Genomic DNA, 17,580 nt, shown 5'->3' with positions numbered 1-17,580 from the left:
GAGTCAATGCCAATAATACGACAGGAGTTACTTATTCAAGCACCAATTGAAGTGTGTTTTGATTTGGCTAGGAGTATAGATATCCATGCGGAATCAACCTCCCAAACGAGGGAAAGAGCGATAGCCGGCAGGACGCAAGGGTTGATTGAGTGTGGAGAAACAGTGACTTGGGAAGCTTATCATTTTGGTATTAAGCAGAAGTTGACTGCCCAGATTACGGGGATGGAGAAGCCGCATTACTTTGTTGATGAAATGGTAAGAGGAGCGTTCAAGCGATTTCATCATACACATGAATTTGTAACTGTAGAGCAAGGCACTTTGATGGTTGATACGTTCGATTATACCTCACCATTTGGAGGATTGGGGAAGCTTGTTGATCGCTTGTTTTTAGCTAACTATATGACTCAGTTTCTTGAAAAGCGCAATTTATACGTGAAGAAGATGGCCGAAGAGACAGCGGAGTCTGCAAGGTCATCTAGGTAAGAACTGGATACTGAGGCGGCCACATGGTATTATGGATAAGGTTGGTAGATCGAAGTGATCAGGAGAGAAGAATAATCTATGGTTGAACAAAAAAGTGAACGAAAATTTCATTTTCTGGGTGTACTGCTTGGAGTAGCGATTGATAACTTGGGGACAATGATATCGAGTGCGTTAATTGGCGGTATATATTTTGCTAATCGCCCGGTGAATGAGCAGGATGTAAGTGCAATATATTCGAATGTGGGTCTATTACTTTTGCTTATGGTCGTTGGTTTGTTCTGGTCGTTTCTTGGTGGATACATTGCTGCTAAAGTTGCGAAGCGTGCCGAATATTTCAATGCTGCCATCATTGGTGTCATCGGCGCTGCAATCGGGTTTGATTCCATTTTAACCAATAATAGCATTCCATTATGGTATGAGTTGATTGGTTTAGTCGTCATCGTACCGGTTTCACTATTAGGCGGATTCGTGGCTTTGAAGAGGAAAAAAGCCCCTTTAAAATGAATGTAAGATCGTAAAAAAGAGACTCGGTGATGTCGATCACCGGGTCTCTTGGCATTTTTAGCACATTTAACTAGTTGTAGTTGGCATGTGGGCGAGCATGGTTGCTTTTACTTTGTCGATCGTTTCTTGTAAATTCATATTCTCAAAAACATGCTCACAATCCTTGCGGTAGGAGACTTCCTCTATGTAGTGGTTCATGTAGTGGTCAATGACGTCCGTTGGCGTGTTTCGAGCAAGCATGCGTTCCATGATCGTTTGTTTGTTGACATAGATGAACAAGCGGATCGCTCTTTCTCCAAATGTATACTTGAAACGGTTAGCTGCATAACGATTCACAATGACATAGATAAGTCCATCTTTGCGAAGCGCTTCATCGATGTCCGCTTTCTTAATACCATAGAAATTCCCGTCAATTTCAACAGTTTGAAAAAATTCACCTGCAATGTCACTATCGATGAATACTTTGCGGGAGATGAAATTATAATCCTTCCCGTTGATTTCTTTGGGTCTAGGTGTTCGAGTTGTGTAGGAGACGACAGATGAGAAACCAAGCTCTTTGGCAATGTGATGGGCAATTGTTTTACGACCAGAACCGCTAGTACCCGTAAAGACAAACACCAATCCATTCGTTTCATGACTGCTCATATCAATTCCTCCTTCATAGAATGAAAGCGATATCTTGATAGATTCATTATAGTACGAAAATTCTGAAAATTAAAGAAATACTTTCTCGTTTTGATAGGAATCAAAGGGTGAAAATACGTTATAATAGATAGCATCACTTCGTTTAATGGAAAGGAACCTAACTATGCCTAAATATGCGAATTTAAGTGCGGAAGCAACGGAATTTTTACGTCAAAAAACGGGAAGCAGTCACTTAGAGTGCTATACCTATATTGACCCGGAGCGTGGGGAGGATAGTTTTTTTATCGTTAAAACGATCAACAAGGTCATTCAAGTTTCTTTTGCGGAAATTACCTATAATCCAAGCAGTTACCAGAGTCTGATGGAAGGACTCTACCAGGCCATCTATGAATAAATACGTGACAACCCTATCGATAGATGGTAGGATGATCGTAATTGCATATCAATGGAATTAGGTGCCATATATCCATTCGGATGTATGGTTAAAAGGGAAGACCGGTGAAATACCGGCACGGACCCGCCACTGTGAATATCGCCGTTTATTACGGTAACTCCTTGCAACATGCCACTGGGTAACAACCTGGGAAGGTGCAAGGGGATGATGAAGTCAGGAGACCTGCCTAATTCAACAACACATGAACCCTACGTGGAATTAGGGAGTGTTAGAGAGCGGTTACTTCTGGTTTTATTAACTGTCGTAATTTACCAAGCATTTCTAACATGACTTATGTTAGGGATGCTTTTTTTGTTTGTGTAATAACGGGGGAAGGGTGTTACAAAATGTCAGGAAAACTGCTTATTATCGGCTTTGGGCGGGGAGTTTTGAACATATCACGAAGCGTGCACGGGAAGCGATTGGGGAAAGTGAAGTCATCATCGGATATAACACCTACGTGGATCTTATCGCAGGTCTGTTAACCGAACAGCAAGTAGTTCGAACCGGCATGACGGAAGAAGTGAGTCGTGCGCAAGAGGCTGTGCGGCAAGCGAAGCAGGGTAAGAAAGTAGCCGTAATTTCCAGTGGAGACGCTGGAGTGTATGGGATGGCCGGTCTTGTCTATGAGGTATTGATGGAACAAGGCTGGACACGTGAGAATGGCGTTCAAGTGGAAGTGATTCCGGGCATTTCTGCTGTTCATTCGGCTGGATCTCTGCTAGGGGCACCAATTATGCATGATTCTTGCACCATCAGCTTAAGTGATCATCTGACGCCATGGGAGCTGATTGCGAAGCGGGTTGAGGCAGCAGGAATGGCAGATTTCGTCATTGCCCTCTATAACCCGCGAAGCGGTAGACGGACCAGACAAATCGTGGAGACGCAGCGCATTCTCCTTAAGCATCGATCTCCTTCAACACCTGTTGGGATTGTTAAAAGCGCGTATCGAGACCGCGAGCATGTGGTTGTGACGACGCTTGCTGATATGCTGAATCATGATATTGGCATGTTAACGACCATTATTATTGGCAATTCCGCTACTAAGCTGTATGACGGTCTCATGATTACACCACGCGGTTACCAGCGGAAATACACCTTAGGGGCTGAAACACAGCCGCTTAAACCACATCAAAGGTTGAAATCTGAAGCTGAGCCTTGGGCTTTGGAACAACTGGATGGGCAGGACTTAGATGAATCTTTGGAGGAGTTTGATGAAGAAGATGAACTTATGGATGCTGAGGTGACTGAGAGTAAAGAACCGTCCCAGCTAAAGTCATCGCCCAATTTGTCACCTAGCAACTCCTTACAACTTGCAATGGAAGCCCTGCAGCTAGTATCCAAAGGGACTAAAGAGGTGTCTTTTGAATTTGACAATAAGCTGACTGCGACCCAATCGATCTTTGAGTTTGCCGTAAGCCCGGGTATCGCGAATAAAAAGTTAACAGCTGCCCAGTTGTGTGCGTTAGGCGAGATTGTCGGAGATCGTGGAGACATCGAATACTCCCCGCATCATCAACTGATTGTTCGTGTGCAAACCAATAACCCTAAGCAGATTACATCCGAACTAAGTGCACTTGGTTTATTGTTATCACCGATTGGTGATGTTGCTCAAATCAAAGCATGTGACTTTTGTAATTTGGAAAAAGGCGAGTCTATTCCTTATGCGGAAGCCATCCATCATCGAATTGGCAATCTAGAAGTACCAAAAGAGTTGAAAATTGGCTTTAACGGGTGTGGCATGGCTTGTTATGGAGCTGTTCAGCAAGATATCGGCATCGTCTATCGCAAAGAGAAATTCGATCTATTTCTTGGCGGAAAAACAGTAGGTCGAAATGCACATGCGGCTCAACCCGTTGCAGAAGGAATTGCTCCTGAGGAGCTTGTCGACTTAGTGGGCAGGATCGTGGAACGTTACCAAAAAGAAGGACATCCGAACGAACGGTTTCATAAATTTTTCAAGCGTGTCAAAGAAATTGAAGGCTACCGCCATCAAGAAATGGTAGGTTTCGTCATCGAAAATGCCATTTGCGGCGATTAGGATTAGGGGGAAATAAGGATGAATGCTGTTTTATTTGTGGGTCATGGGAGTCGGGAAGAAGGCGGGAATGAGGAAGTTCGCCTCTTTGTATCAGAAATTGCGAGTAAGATGAAAGAGCAAATTGTCGAGACCTGTTTCCTGGAATTTGTTCAACCAACGATCATGCAAGGAATTGACCGCTGTGTTGAATTAGGGGCCACTCATATTGTTGTCATTCCGATTATCTTATTTGCGGCTGGGCATGCGAAAATTCATATCCCGTCTGCTATTGATGATGCGAAATTAAAATATCCATTGGTGAAATTTACATACGGCAGACCGATTGGGGTACATGAACAAATTCTGGATATTTTATCTTCAAGGGTTGAGGATCTCGGAGTTCAAGTGAAGGAAGATCTGGGTGAAACAGCGCTGCTCATCGTTGGGCGTGGAAGCAGTGATGCAGATGCGAATAGCGATTTGTTTAAAATCTCTCGTTTATTCTGGGAGAAGCTTCAGGTGAAATGGGTGGAAACAGCCTTTATTGGCGTTACAGCGCCTCTGATGGATGCTGGGATTGAGCGCTGTTTGCTGCTCGGTGCAAAGAAGGTCATCATTTTGCCGTATTTCCTGTTTACTGGTGTTTTGATTCAACGAATGGAACAAATGGTTCAAGGATATCGGGAGACATATCCGGATAAACAATTCCAAATGGCTCCATATTTTGGATTCCATCCGCTGCTACAAGAGATTTTGATTGGACGCGCACAGGAAGCGCTTCAGGATGAAGTGAAGATGAACTGCGACATGTGCCAATATCGGCTTGAGGCGATGAAGCATATCGATCATCATCACCATCATGATCATGACGATCATCACCATCACGACCATGAACATAAACATGACCACCATCACGACCACGACCATAAACATGATCACGACCACGATCATAAGCATGAACATGAACATCATGACCATGCCCATTCGAGAGGTGACAAACGATGATTCTCGTTCTTGCAGGAACAAGTGACGCTAGGGAGCTGGCGTTGGGGATTCGCGCAGCAGGTTATTCTGTGCTCACAACAGTTGTGACCGAAAGTGCAGCAAAGAGCATGGAGGCGGAAGGGCTTCCGGTACTCACAGGCCGCCTGACCGCAGATGATATGAATCAGCTAATTCAAGTTAAAGGCTTACGCGTGGTTGTTGATGCGACCCACCCTTTTGCGGAGGAAGCGTCGAAGAATGCGATGGCGGCTGCAAAGCTGGCAGCTGTACCTTATGTTCGATTCGAACGTCAGAGCCTGTCCATCGAACAGGGGGCACTCATTACAACGGTTGATGATTATAAACAAGCTGCAGAGTTAGCAGCTGAGAAGCGTGGCAGCATTATGCTGACAACCGGCAGCAAAACGTTGAAGATTTTTGCTGATCGTCTGATTGGGCTTCCCGATACAAGGCTCATCGCGCGGATGCTTCCACGCCAAGATAATATGGAGAAATGCGAAGAACTGGGGATTGAGCAGAAAAATATTGTGGCTATGCAGGGCCCTTTTTCCAAAGAGTTAAATAAAGCGCTCTATGACCATTACAAAGTTACCTTGATGATAACGAAAGAAAGCGGGAAAGTCGGAGCGGTGGATGAGAAGCTCGAAGCAGCGCTGGAAATGGGTATTCCGAGTATTGTGATAGGAAGACCGGAACTAGAATATGGGACGCTCTATTCAGACTTTCAAGGCGTTATACAATTTGTAAACGATAGCATTCATAAGGAGGGCTAAATACGATGGATTTTCACACGGATTTTAAACCGTTAACCGTACAACCGCAAGAAATTGAAGAGAAAAGCTTTGAGATGATTACTGAAGAATTAGGCGAGCATACGTTTACACCGGAGCAATATCCGGTTGTACAGCGTGTGATTCATGCTTCAGCGGATTTTGAATTAGGACGCAGTCTTGTCTTTCACCCCAGAGCAATCGAGGCAGGTATTGCTGCCATTCGAGCTGGTAAACTCGTTGTTGCCGACGTTCAGATGGTGCAAGTCGGCATCAGCAAACCGCGTATCGAGCAATTCGGCGGCGATGTTAGAGTATATATCTCGGACAAGGATGTCATGGAAGAAGCAAAGCGTCTGAACACGACTCGGGCAATAATTTCAATTCGCAAAGCGATTAAGGAAGCGGATGGCGCTATTTATGCCATCGGAAATGCACCGACAGCCCTGCTGGAGCTGATTCGCCTCGTCAAAGAAGGAATCGCGAAGCCTGGGCTCATCGTCGGAGTGCCTGTGGGCTTCGTTTCCGCAGCGGAATCGAAAGATGAACTGGCCAAGCTGGACATTCCGTTCATCACGAACATCGGCCGCAAGGGCGGCAGTCCCGTTGCCGTTGCAGCCGTCAACGCGCTGTCGATTATGGCGGCGCGTAAGGAGTAGCGCCTATGGAGGAAATACCGGGCAAGCCGCTGCGCCACGGCTACACCACCGGCTCCTGCGCAACCGCAGGAGCCAAAGCAGCTCTACTGGCGCTCATCGAGCAATCGCCACAAACGCACGTGCACATCCGTATCCCCATCGGGGAAACGGTTGAGTTTGCCCTGCACAGCTGCGCGTTCACGCAGCTGTGGGGCGAAGCCGCCGTCATCAAGGACGGCGGCGATGATCCCGATGCGACGCACGGTGCGGAGATCATCGTGCGCGTAAGCTATCGTGCCGAGCCTGGCGTCGGCATTGATGGCGGTATTGGCGTCGGGCGCGTGACGAAGCCCGGCCTGCCGGTAGAGATCGGTCAAGCAGCGATCAACCCGGTTCCGCGGAAAATGATCCGCGAAACCGTGCAGGAAGTGCTTGACCTATACGAGATCGCGCACGGAGTAGACGTGCTCGTCTCTGTGCCCGCCGGCGAAGAAATCGCCAAGAAGACGCTGAATGGGCGTCTTGGCATCCTCGGCGGCATCTCGATTCTCGGCACCCGTGGCACGGTGGTGCCGTTCTCGAGTGCGGCCTACAAGGCCAGTGTCGCTCAAGCGATTCGCGTAGCCGTGAAATGCGGCTGCAAGCATCTCGTGCTCTCGACGGGCGGCCGGACGGAAATATTCGGGATTAGCATGTATCCCGAGCTTCCGGAGGAAGCTTTTATCGAGATGGGCGATTTCGTCGGGTTTGCTTTAATACAAGCCCAAAGACAAGGCATCCGTAAGGTTACGTTGGTCGGCATGATGGGCAAGTTCTCTAAGGTGGCTCAAGGTGTGATGATGGTGCATTCGAAGAGTGCTCCAGTTGATTTTGGGTTTCTAGCACAGGTCGCGATCGAATCGGAAGCGTCCGATGCGCTTGTTGAAGAAATTAGAGGTGCCAACACAGCCTCGCAGGTTGGAGATTTAATGGCTTCTACGGGAAATTTGCGTTATTTTGAGCGATTATGCGAGCGCTGCAACTTAGCCGGACTAGAAGAAGTTGCGAGAGACGGGTTTGATTTCATAGAAACAGCGATCATTTCAATGAAAGCCGAACTCTTAGGGAAATCGGCGATGGTGAAGCGGAGCGAGAATGGAGAGATGGCATACGAATGAGTAGAAATGTGAAAGTGATTGGTGTTGGCGATAACGGACAAGGGAGCCTGCTCCCTTTATATATCAAATGGATTCATGAAAGTGAAGTGCTAGTTGGCGGTGAGCGGAATCTTGCCTTTTTTCCTGAATATAAGGGTGAGAAAATCGTCATAAAAGGCAGCTTGCCAGAGCTCATGAGTAAACTCCAAAAAGAAGAACGTTCCATTGTCATCTTGGCTTCGGGCGACCCGCTCTTTTATGGGATTGGCGGATATGTAGAGAAGAAGCTGGAAGGTGTACAAATTTACCCGGCTGTTAGCTCGATTCAACTGGCTTTTGCCCGGATGGGGGAAAGCTGGCACGATGCTTATATCACAAGCGTTCATGGACGGAGCATCAAAGGCTTGGCGCAGCGAATAGACGGGAAAGACAAAGTGGCCCTGCTCACGGATGAAACGAATTCACCGAGTGCGATTGCGGCTTATTTGCTTTCTTTTGGCATGACCGAATATCGTGCCTTTGTGGCAGAGAATTTGGAAGGAGCCGAAGAACGCTGTGGTTGGTACGATTTGGACCAGCTGGTCACGGAAACATTTTCACCACTTAATGTAGTTATTTTGAAAAAACAAGTCCCAGGTCCTGTATGGCCGCTTGGCATTGAAGATGATCAGTTTGCCCAACGCAAACCGGATAAAGGGCTAATTACGAAAAAAGAAATTCGCGTATTAAGCATCAGTCAATTAGCTCTACAAGTAGATAGTGTCGTATGGGATATTGGAACTTGTACAGGATCAATAGCCATTGAGGCGGCACGCATAGCTCGTGAAGGTGCCGTATTTGCTATCGAGAAAAACGAAGACGATCTCCAAAATTGCCTGGAAAACAGCGCCAAGTTTCGTGTGGATCTTACAGCCGTGCATGGTAGAGCGCCAAAGGGTCTCGATACTTTCGCAGATCCGGATGCCATCTTTATTGGCGGAAGCGGTGGAGAGATGCAAGAGCTGCTAGAAGTATGTGCAGCGAGACTGAAGCCGAATGGCAGGATAGTGTTGAATGCAGCGACGATAGAAACGTTATATGAGGCTGATAAGACGTTTGAGAAGGTCGGGTTCACAACGCAGATATCGCTTGTACAAGTATCTCGCAGCAAGCCTATCCTTCATATGAAACGATTCGACGCACTGAATCCGATCTACATCATCACAGCGCAGAGCAAGCAGACAGATATAGAGGGAGGAACAGGCAATGAGTAATCTCGGCACACTGTATGGTTTGGGTGTTGGCCCAGGAGATCCGGAATTAATTACGGTCAAAGCTTTTCGATTGTTAAAAGAATGTCCGGTCATCGCTTACCCAAGAAAGAAGCGTGGAGCCAAGAGCTACGCATTAGCGATTACGGAGCTGTACGTGAATACGGAGCAAAAAGAGATGATGGGGCTCACTTTTCCAATGACAAGGGATAAAGAAGCGCTAGAAATGCAGTGGACGAAGACAGTTGAAAGTGTTTGGGCACATTTGGTCCAAGGGAAAAATGTTGCTTTCGTGACGGAGGGCGACCCGATGATTTACAGCACCTACATTCACTTGATGCGTCTTATGAACGAACGTCATCCTGAAGTAAAGGCTGTCTCCATTCCAGGGATTTCTTCGATTAACGCATCTGCTTCCCGTTTGGGCATCCCCTTAGCGGATGGTGATGAGCAAATTGCCATCGTTCCGGCTGTAGACGACTACGACAAGATGCGCAAGGCCATCGAAGAACATGATTGTGTCGTGTTCATTAAGGTCGCGAAGGTCATAGATTTGATGCTATCCGTACTTCGCGATCTCGGACTCGTGAATAAAGCATCAGTATTAACCAAAGTCACTTCTTCGGAGGAAGAGATTTGGCGGAATGTGGAAGATCTGCAAGGACGAGAATTAGAATATTTAACCTTGATGGTGGTGAGAAAATAGATGAAACTCTATATTATTGGCGCGGGACCGGGAGATCCGGATTTGATCACAGTGAAAGGGTTAAAGCTGCTTCAACAAGCTGATGTAGTGATGTATACGGACTCGCTTGTGAATGAGGAGTTGATCGCTAAGGCGAAGCCTGAAGCAGAAGTACTGAAAAGCTCCGGCATGGAGTTGGTGGAAATGGTTGGTATCATTGTCGACCGCCTTAAACAAGGGAAGATGGTTGTGCGCGTGCATACCGGAGATCCGGCCATGTTCGGTGCAACAATGGAACAAATCGCTCTACTTCGTAAAGAAAACATTGGCTATGAAATTATTCCAGGCGTAAGCTCTGTTTTCGCTTCAGCCGCGGCTGTTGGTGCAGAACTCACGATTCCAGATCTTACCCAAACGGTTATTCTAACGCGAGCAGAAGGCCGTACGCCAGTGCCGGAGCTTGAGAAATTGCGCGATCTTGCTGCACATCATTGTACAATCGCCTTGTTCTTGAGCGCGACTTTAATCAAGAAAGTGGTCAGCGAGTTTGTTGAGGCGGGCTGGAGCGAAGAGACACCTGTTGCTGTAGTCCAGCGTGCTACTTGGCCTGATCAGCTCATTGTTCGTACAACGGTAGGAAAGCTGGAAGAGGATATGCGGAGCCATGGGATCCGTTCGCATGCGATGATTCTAGCAGGCTGGGCGCTGGATCCAGAGATTCATGGCAAAGAGGAGTATCGCTCCAAGTTGTATGATAAATCGTTTACACACCGCTTCCGCAGAGGTGTTAAGCCATGACGATTAGCCTTCAAGAGGGAGTCATTCCTGTTATACGACAGCAAAATGACTATGCGTTAGTAGCTATTACGAAGCATGGTGTCGAGATCGCACGCAAGCTGAATGAGAAAATGAGCGGCACGGATGTCTATTACATGAGCAAATTCGTCAAAGGTGATGAAGAGCAGCGCTCGATTCAACTTTTTACAGGAAGTGTTCGGTTATTATTTCCAGCCTTATTTCCTGCATACAAAGGACTTATTATCATTATTTCACTAGGCGCCGTCGTACGAATGATCTCTCCCTTACTTCAGGATAAGAAGAAAGATCCTGGCGTTGTTGTTATTGATGATAACGGGGAACACGTCATCAGCGTGCTTTCTGGGCATTTGGGCGGCGCCAATGAGCTAACCCAAGAGGTTGCAGCTGCTATTCATGCAAGGGCAGTGATTACTACGGCATCGGATGTTCAGAAAACGATTCCTGTCGACCTCTTCGGCCGCCGTTTCGGCTGGGTTTGGGACTCGGCGGATAAACTGACCCCGGTCAGCGCTGCTGTCGTTAATGAAGAGCGAATTGCTGTTATTCAGGAATCGGGTGAACCGAATTGGTGGACGCATGAGCGACCCATACCCGCCAATATTAGGCGATTCACATCGATTTCAGAGGGTCAAGCAAGTGAGCCAAATGCCGTGCTGCTCATCACACATCGTCTTCTGGGGCCAGAGGAGGAAAGCATTCTGACTAACGGTGTTTTGTACAGACCGAAAGTTATTATTCTCGGAATAGGTTGTAACCGCGGAACTTCAGCAGAAGAAATTGAACAAGTCATACAAGTAACACTTGAAGAGCTATCATTTTCCATACGAAGCGTGAAAGCTGTCTGTACGATCGATTTGAAGAAGGACGAAGTAGGCTTGCTCGAAGTTACACGTAATCACGGCTGGGAGTTCATCACTTATTCACCTGAAGAGTTGAACACCGTGACCGTTGAGGCACCGTCTGAGACTGTGTATCAGTTTACAGGAGCATATGCGGTAAGTGAGCCGGCTGTTAAGCTATTTACGGGCCAAGACAAGCTAGCCTTAGTTAAGAAAAAAACAGGAAATGTCACGATTTCAGTAGGATTACTCGACTTTACAGCATCAGTTCAATCACAGCGAGGTGGCTTGTGATGGATCGGCGAATTGTCATTGCAGGCACAGGCAGTGGTGTAGGGAAGACCACCTTGACCATCGGCATCATGGCTGCTTTACAGAAACGAGGAATTACGGTTCAGGGATTTAAGTGTGGTCCGGATTACATTGATCCAACCTATCATTCAGCGGTAACCGGAAGACCTTCACGCAACTTGGATTCATGGATGACGGGGCGTGAAGCGGTGAAAGAAATATTTGAACGCGGAAGTCAAGCTTCAGATATATCGATTATCGAAGGTGTTATGGGGATGTTTGATGGCAAAAACCCATTGACGGATGAAGGCAGTACCGCGGATATAGGACGTATTCTAGGCGCTCCGATCGTGTTAATTGTCAACATTGCCAGTATGGCAAGAAGCGCCGCTGCGATTGTAAAGGGCTTTCAGCAGTTTGGTCAAGGCGATAACGTTGTAGGTGTCATTGCCAATCGAGCAGGCAGCGAAGGGCATTATAAGATGGTTAAGCAAGCAATTGAGCAGGAATGCGGTATTCCTGTCCTTGGATATCTGCCTCGCGACGCGAATTTAGAGCTTCCCGAAAGGCATTTAGGTTTGGTTCCATCGATTGAGCGAGGCGAGCTCCGAGCTTTTTTTGAGCTTTTGGCTGAAAAAGTGACGGCACATATAGATCTGGACCTTCTGTTGGATTTGGCCGCAGCTGAGCCAATAGATTGTAAGTCGGTTTTATTCACAAGCAAAGATCAACTTGAGGCACCTAAACGAGTTAAAATAGCAGTCGCCAAAGATGCCGCATTTCACTTCTATTATCCGGAAAATTTAGAACTGTTAGAAGCGGGAGGTGCGGATTGTGTATTCTTTTCGCCGCTTGCAGGTGAAGAGGTTCCTTCTGATGCGGATGGGCTTTACATTGGCGGAGGGTTTCCTGAGGAATTCGCAGAGCGATTAGCTGCCGAAGAAGGGGTAAAGGCCTCTGTCCGCAGCCGAATTGAGGGAGGTATTCCGACACTCGCTGAATGCGGTGGATTTATGTTCCTCACGGAACAAATTGTAGATACCACAGGATATGAATTTCCAATGGTTGGCATAATCCCCGGTAAAGTAACCATGCAGACGAAACTAGCAGCTTTAGGATATCGTGAGGCTTCTGGTGTGGAGGGAAACTTCCTTCTGCCCTCAGGTGAAGAAGCTCGCGGCCATGAATTTCATTATTCAACTTTTCAAGCTAATGAAGGCGTTGATTTGAAAGCTGCCTTTCAATCGAAGGGCAGGCTTGGAACCAAAGCAGATGGATATCTCACCGGGAATCTTATTGCCGGCTATACACATTTGCATTTCGCATCTAATCCGAACATGGTGAAGGAATGGATTCATGCGTGTACGAAGTATCAACAAAATCGTAAATAACAATGAAACCCCTTAGCTGATTTAGCTAGGGGGTTTCGTCATGCCATTATTTTATGAAGGTTAGCGCTTGATCCGCAATGGAATATTTGTAACGGTCAAGACAGTTGCAAAGGTAATCTTTGCGACAGATCGGGCAAGGTTCTTTCATCAATCTATTCAAATCAGTCACTTTGCCGATACCGGTTTCGGAATCTCTTTCGAAGAAAAGACGGCATTTATTGCGGTCTTTCAGTGAGACAACGACTTCGAAAAGACCATTTTTTTTATTATCACTAACTATTGTTGCATCTACTACCTGCGGATCGTATGCCATTGTAATTCCTCCTAAGAGTTTTGCTTTAGCAAAACTTTCTACGTAAGCTTAAGCATAAACTAGCATTTTCGTATTAGGGATCTTTGATCAGAGATCAAAGTATCACCTCGTTGTTTAGCTTGTGCGCATTAGTATATTATATAAATAAAAAAGATTTAATTCAATAGGAGGTCCTACACGCGTGATTATGGACTATTGTGAGCAGGAAATTACGGAAGGAAGGGTGCAGCTCCACGTCGGCCTGCAGTTTGAAGATGAACCTGATTCCTTATATGTAGCGGAGTTAGAGCTAGAAGAGAACGGAGTTGTAAAGGAGTGGAAGCTGTTCTTTAACGGGTTTGACTGTAATTATACCTTTCGTCCTGAGGAAAGAGAAACGTTAGTCCGTTATGCAGCCGAGCAAGGAATCACGATCCAAGAACGTGAGGAAGCATGAAAAAAGGAATCGTCCCCATACGAATGGTTCAAATTCCTTGATTTGTGTTTATGATTTTGTTTCGTTAATAATTGTTTCAAAGTAGGCGTCGTTTTGGATACGGGGTTGACCCCATGCCAATGCAGTCGATTGAGTGCAGGATCGAGCTTGCCTTCGCGTAAATTTCTTTGTCGATTTTTTTGTGCTTGGGTTCGGGACATTAGGATTCCTCTTTTCCTCTTACAAATTTGATTGTTACTCTTGTTAATTGTAAGTAATCCGCTGCTTAGCTGCAATGGAAAGATTTCTTATCAATGATATATTCGCTTTATTAAGAAAAGGGTGAGGGCTTGCGTATTCAAATTCAATTAGCCGTGTCTGGCGAAATGGTTAAACAGGATGTACTTGAAATTGCGGAATATAAGCTTGGTGAAATGACTGATGAAGAAATTGAAAGTGCGATTGAAATTAAAATCCGCACATGGGTAGATCGCATGGTGCAAGTTGAGTGGGAAGTGATTGAATAACGCAGCAAGGCACTTGATTGGAAAGAGCTCCGAAGGAGGTTAAATCCCCTTCGGAGCTCTTTGTATGCAACCTTATGTATGTTTAGTGAACGTTGTTGCCCACTCCTGTCTTTTGCAAGGCGTGTTCCCAGCTAGGGTAGTAATACAGGGCGTTTTTCATTAGATCAGGATGCAGCTTCTTCACATTTTTTTTGGCAAGCGATTCCCCGGTGTTGTGAAGCTGTACAATTTGGCCTAACACTTCGTCTGCGCTCATGTTTAGCTCCATGGATGTTTCATCTCCTTTCAATAAGAATATAACCCAATACTTGCCAACGGATGGGTAAAATATACATAGAATATAGTGGCAAAGGGCAAATTAAGCGGGCCAAAGACGAAAGGAAAGTCGGTGTCTATCATGAATTGGCCCTCGTTGTCATTGTTTTCTTCGAAGCCGCTGCCGCTCTGCAAAGGGAAGATTAGCGTAGGGGCGATTACGAAAGTATTGCTGCGTGATTTGCCGCCAGGCCGAATCGTTGTTCTGCAGCACCGTGACCTTGATGAAGTCATTGCACAGGAACTCATCGATCGTAAAGTTAAAGCAATCATTAATTGTCACCAAACGATGAGCGGCACGTATCCGACCCAAGGACCCCTGTTGCTGCTGCAGCAGCATATACCGATTTGGGAAGTGGAGTCGTCTGCGTTCGAAGTGTTTGAATCGAATAGGGAAGTTGCGATTTATGAGGATAAGATCATCGTCGAAGATCAACATATCTCCTGTACCGCATTTACACGTGAGAATTGGATAAGCATGCAGCAGCTTGCAAATGACCAATCGTCAAGACTATTGGAGCAATTTATTGATAATACATTAACCTATGCCATTCGGGAGAAGCAAGCTGTTATGGAGCCGCTGCTTTCATTACCCCTCAGGGTAAATTGCGAAGGAAAGCACGTGTTGGTTGTTTCCAGAAGAAAGGGGTATAAGAAGGATTTACTTGCCGCAAAAGCTTTTATTTCGAAGGTCAAACCGATTCTGATTGGGGTTGATGGCGGAGCCGATGCGCTGCTGGAGTGCGGTTATCAGCCGGATCTTATTGTTGGAGATATGGATAGCGTGACGGATCAAGCACTTTTGTGCGGAGCCGAGCTAATTGTCCATGCTTACCCTAATGGAACGGCACCTGGGATGGCTCGTATGAACGCAATGGGGTTATTTGCGCATGTACTGCCTTGCTTCGGAACGAGTGAGGATGCCGCGCTGTTACTTGCCTTTGAGCAGCGGGGGGAGTGGCTGGTTACGGTTGGTGCGCATACCCACATGATTGACTTTCTGGAAAAAGGGAGGGAAGGCATGGGAAGCACGCTTCTTGTGCGAATGAAGATAGGGTCGCGATTGGTTGATATCAAAAGTATTGGCGCCGTGTACAAGCAGCCGTATCTATGGACGAAAGAGGCAGCCACCACTGTTTTACTTTCGCTTTTCTTTATTGCTTTAGGGCTTTTTCAGCTTCACTGGATTTTGAAACGAGTTGCTCACGTTGTTTGGTATCTTGGAGGTGAAAGATGAAGCCATATCTATCCATCATTATTCCAGCTTGGAATGAAGCAAGCACGATTCCAAATACACTTCAACATCTGTTGAATCAGGCCGATTTGATTTGGGGGACTGAGATGAGATTCGAAATTATTGTGGTCGACGATGGCAGCGTCGATAATACGTATGATGTCGCATGGCCTTGGGCGGACAAGCTGGTCAAGCATGATCGCCGCCGCGGCAAAGGAGCGGCGATGCAATCAGGTGTCGCCAAGGCACGCGGCGACCTGCTGCTCTTCCTTGACGCCGACCTGCAGGCTACGGCCGGGGAGGCGCTCGTCCTCATCGAGCCGCTGCTGCGGCGCGAAGCAGACATGGCGATAGCGAAGCTGCCGCCGTCCGGCGCCAAAGCAGGCTTCGGCTTGGTCAAGGGCTTAGCCCGCCGCGGTATTCACCGGCTCAGCGGCTATAAGACCGAAGCTCCCTTGTCCGGACAGCGCGCGGTGCGTGCTGATCGGCTGCGGGAGCTAGGGGGGTTCGCGCGCGGCTTCGGCGTGGAAGTCGCGCTAACGATCGATGCGGTGAGGCATGGCCTGCGCATCGTGGAGCTTGACGTGCCTATCACGCACCGGGAGACGGGGCGGGATTGGCACGGGTATATGCACCGCGGCAGGCAGTTCGCCGCGGTCGGTTTGACGCTGCTGACTCGCTGGAAGGAGAGGAAGCAGGTATGGTTCTCATCGGATCGATCCTCGATCTGATTGTGCTTGGAGCGGCAGGGCGGTGGATGCTGCCGCACGTTAGTCGCTTTCTGGAGGCCCATGGGCAGGTAGGCCCGAACTATCTTGGCCATAACATTCCTCGCGGGATGGGGGTTGTTCTTTGGCTGCTCTTATGGCTCCAGGAGCTGGTTCTTCAAGGTGCGATAAGGATAGAATCATCAGGCTTGACGGGTGAATTCTTATCGCTGAAAGAGCTAAGTTCCCTTGAAGTGAATAATCGGGTATTTATCTTTGCCGCTACATTAATTTTCTTACTAGGTTGGACAGACGATTTAATAGGCAGTAAGGCCGTAAAAGGCCTAAAAGGACACTTCCGGTATTGGATGGACTCAAAGACTCTATCAATGGGAGCCGTTAAGGCTTTAGGCACATTATCGATTGCTGCATGGCTTGTTTTTACGATCCGAAACGATCAAACCCCCATCTGGCAGATGGGGGTTGAGCTTATCCTGCTGATACTTATGACGAATACCTTGAATTTGCTTGACGTTCGGCCAGGTCGTTCATTAAAAGCATTTCTGGGTAGTTCTTGCGCGTTGCTGCTCTTGGGCTTGTATTTATTAGACTTGGAAACGAGTGTATTTTTTCCGATGATCCCGGTATTCATGGGTGGATTGCTACTATATAGCCTTGATATTCGTGGCTTTGGGATGCTGGGTGATGCCGGGGCGAATCTGCTTGGTTTTACATTAGGTTATGAAATCATCCTGATCTTGCCTTGGGAAGCACAAGGTGTGATTGTTGCTGTGATCGGCTTCCTTCATAGACAAGCGGAGGTGAGTTCCATAACGCAAATGATTGAAAAGAACCGGTTCCTTCATTGGATAGACCGTTTAGGCCGAACTTGAAAGTTCGGTCTATTTGCGGCGGTTAGGTTTAAATCTTGGCGCCACATAATTCCGTTTACGATCACGGAAAAACGTCCATCCTCCAATAAAAGCAACACCTAGGAGAAACAAAATAAGCCCAAGGATAAATTTGCCCCACAGGATATGACCGTCCGTATCAAATTGAGCGAAAAAGGCATCCTTCATGGCAAGGAACCCATAGGTGGCTGTCAAACCGGGGATAACGAGAAGAAGAATAGCAATAAATCGATAAAATGGCGCTCTCAT

The 17,580-nt window shown here is 47.0% G+C and carries 22 protein-coding genes and 1 riboswitch; of the genes, 18 read left to right on the top strand and 4 right to left on the bottom strand.

Annotated elements, in window-relative coordinates; translation table 11 throughout:
• The first annotated feature begins 6 nt into the window (after positions 1-6).
• Complete coding sequence (locus tag ACBP55_RS24105) at positions 7-483, top strand: SRPBCC family protein (RefSeq protein ID WP_464645463.1); 477 nt, start codon at positions 7-9, stop codon at positions 481-483.
• Positions 484-561: 78 nt separating this feature from the next.
• Positions 562-987 (top strand): hypothetical protein, encoded by a 426-nt coding sequence (locus ACBP55_RS24100; RefSeq protein WP_464645462.1) that lies wholly within the window; start codon positions 562-564, stop codon positions 985-987.
• 66 nt (positions 988-1,053) lie between these two features.
• Here the strand turns inward: ACBP55_RS24100 and ACBP55_RS24095 are convergent, their stop codons facing one another.
• The gene (locus ACBP55_RS24095) at positions 1,054-1,632 is read right to left on the bottom strand and encodes a guanylate kinase (protein WP_029192913.1); all 579 of its coding nucleotides are present in this window, start codon (positions 1,630-1,632) and stop codon (positions 1,054-1,056) included.
• Positions 1,633-1,795: 163 nt separating this feature from the next.
• Between ACBP55_RS24095 and ACBP55_RS24090 the strand changes: the two genes are divergently transcribed.
• The 11 genes from ACBP55_RS24090 to ACBP55_RS24040 all read left to right on the top strand — a co-directional run bounded on the left by ACBP55_RS24090 (position 1,796) and on the right by ACBP55_RS24040 (position 12,909).
• Positions 1,796-2,026: a hypothetical protein gene (locus ACBP55_RS24090; protein WP_464645461.1), complete on the top strand. Its 231-nt coding sequence runs from the start codon at positions 1,796-1,798 to the stop codon at positions 2,024-2,026.
• Positions 2,027-2,068: 42 nt separating this feature from the next.
• Positions 2,069-2,270: riboswitch (cobalamin riboswitch) on the top strand.
• Positions 2,271-2,402: 132 nt separating this feature from the next.
• Positions 2,403-4,106 (top strand): precorrin-3B C(17)-methyltransferase, encoded by a 1,704-nt coding sequence (cobJ, locus tag ACBP55_RS24085; RefSeq protein WP_464645460.1) that lies wholly within the window; start codon positions 2,403-2,405, stop codon positions 4,104-4,106.
• Between the two features lie 18 nt (positions 4,107-4,124).
• Positions 4,125-5,090 (top strand): sirohydrochlorin chelatase, encoded by a 966-nt coding sequence (locus tag ACBP55_RS24080; protein ID WP_464645459.1) that lies wholly within the window; start codon positions 4,125-4,127, stop codon positions 5,088-5,090.
• A complete protein-coding gene (gene cobK, locus ACBP55_RS24075; protein ID WP_464645458.1) occupies positions 5,087-5,863 on the top strand; it encodes a precorrin-6A reductase in 777 nt (258 codons plus the stop codon). Before ACBP55_RS24080 ends, cobK begins: the two co-directional genes overlap by 4 nt.
• A gap of 5 nt (positions 5,864-5,868) precedes the next feature.
• Positions 5,869-6,519, top strand: a complete 651-nt coding sequence (locus ACBP55_RS24070; protein ID WP_029192918.1) for a precorrin-8X methylmutase — start codon at positions 5,869-5,871, stop codon at positions 6,517-6,519.
• 5 nt (positions 6,520-6,524) lie between these two features.
• The gene (locus ACBP55_RS24065) at positions 6,525-7,655 is read left to right on the top strand and encodes a cobalt-precorrin-5B (C(1))-methyltransferase (protein ID WP_464645457.1); all 1,131 of its coding nucleotides are present in this window, start codon (positions 6,525-6,527) and stop codon (positions 7,653-7,655) included.
• Positions 7,652-8,887 (top strand): precorrin-6y C5,15-methyltransferase (decarboxylating) subunit CbiE, encoded by a 1,236-nt coding sequence (gene cbiE, locus ACBP55_RS24060; protein ID WP_464645456.1) that lies wholly within the window; start codon positions 7,652-7,654, stop codon positions 8,885-8,887. Before ACBP55_RS24065 ends, cbiE begins: the two co-directional genes overlap by 4 nt.
• A complete protein-coding gene (cobI, locus tag ACBP55_RS24055) occupies positions 8,880-9,590 on the top strand; it encodes a precorrin-2 C(20)-methyltransferase (RefSeq protein ID WP_464645455.1) in 711 nt (236 codons plus the stop codon). Before cbiE ends, cobI begins: the two co-directional genes overlap by 8 nt.
• Positions 9,591-10,367, top strand: a complete 777-nt coding sequence (cobM, locus tag ACBP55_RS24050; protein ID WP_464645454.1) for a precorrin-4 C(11)-methyltransferase — start codon at positions 9,591-9,593, stop codon at positions 10,365-10,367.
• A complete protein-coding gene (locus ACBP55_RS24045) occupies positions 10,364-11,521 on the top strand; it encodes a cobalt-precorrin 5A hydrolase (RefSeq protein ID WP_464645453.1) in 1,158 nt (385 codons plus the stop codon). Before cobM ends, ACBP55_RS24045 begins: the two co-directional genes overlap by 4 nt.
• On the top strand, positions 11,521-12,909 hold the full coding sequence (locus ACBP55_RS24040) for a cobyrinate a,c-diamide synthase (RefSeq protein WP_464645452.1): 1,389 nt from the start codon (positions 11,521-11,523) through the stop codon (positions 12,907-12,909). Before ACBP55_RS24045 ends, ACBP55_RS24040 begins: the two co-directional genes overlap by 1 nt.
• Positions 12,910-12,955: 46 nt before the next feature.
• Here ACBP55_RS24040 and ACBP55_RS24035 read toward each other — a convergent pair whose 3' ends face one another.
• Entirely contained in the window at positions 12,956-13,222 is a 267-nt protein-coding gene (locus tag ACBP55_RS24035) for a hypothetical protein (protein WP_029192924.1), read from the bottom strand.
• Positions 13,223-13,403: 181 nt separating this feature from the next.
• Between ACBP55_RS24035 and ACBP55_RS24030 the strand changes: the two genes are divergently transcribed.
• Positions 13,404-13,658, top strand: coding sequence for a hypothetical protein (locus ACBP55_RS24030; protein ID WP_464645451.1), 255 nt, complete (start codon positions 13,404-13,406; stop codon positions 13,656-13,658).
• 329 nt (positions 13,659-13,987) lie between these two features.
• Positions 13,988-14,164, top strand: coding sequence for a hypothetical protein (locus ACBP55_RS24025; RefSeq protein WP_164826760.1), 177 nt, complete (start codon positions 13,988-13,990; stop codon positions 14,162-14,164).
• Positions 14,165-14,246: 82 nt separating this feature from the next.
• Here ACBP55_RS24025 and ACBP55_RS24020 read toward each other — a convergent pair whose 3' ends face one another.
• The gene (locus ACBP55_RS24020) at positions 14,247-14,432 is read right to left on the bottom strand and encodes a hypothetical protein (protein ID WP_029192925.1); all 186 of its coding nucleotides are present in this window, start codon (positions 14,430-14,432) and stop codon (positions 14,247-14,249) included.
• Between the two features lie 129 nt (positions 14,433-14,561).
• On the opposite strand from ACBP55_RS24020, the gene steA reads away from it, so the two are divergent.
• From steA to ACBP55_RS24005, 3 genes are read left to right on the top strand one after another with little or no spacing between them, the layout of a single operon-like run.
• Positions 14,562-15,716 carry a putative cytokinetic ring protein SteA gene (gene steA / locus ACBP55_RS24015; RefSeq protein WP_464645450.1) on the top strand — a complete coding sequence of 385 codons (1,155 nt, stop codon included), beginning with the start codon at positions 14,562-14,564 and terminating at the stop codon, positions 15,714-15,716.
• The gene (locus ACBP55_RS24010) at positions 15,713-16,444 is read left to right on the top strand and encodes a glycosyltransferase family 2 protein (protein ID WP_464645449.1); all 732 of its coding nucleotides are present in this window, start codon (positions 15,713-15,715) and stop codon (positions 16,442-16,444) included. The genes steA and ACBP55_RS24010 overlap by 4 nt, the downstream gene beginning before the upstream one ends.
• A complete protein-coding gene (locus tag ACBP55_RS24005; protein ID WP_464645448.1) occupies positions 16,330-17,313 on the top strand; it encodes a hypothetical protein in 984 nt (327 codons plus the stop codon). The genes ACBP55_RS24010 and ACBP55_RS24005 overlap by 115 nt, the downstream gene beginning before the upstream one ends.
• Positions 17,314-17,322: 9 nt before the next feature.
• Here ACBP55_RS24005 and ACBP55_RS24000 read toward each other — a convergent pair whose 3' ends face one another.
• A complete protein-coding gene (locus tag ACBP55_RS24000) occupies positions 17,323-17,580 on the bottom strand; it encodes a DUF2627 domain-containing protein (protein WP_029192929.1) in 258 nt (85 codons plus the stop codon).

The sequence above is a fragment of the Paenibacillus sp. WG02 genome, assembly GCF_055396115.1.
Note: the sequence above shows the minus strand (reverse complement) of the source record. Positions and strands in the feature narration are given on the sequence as shown.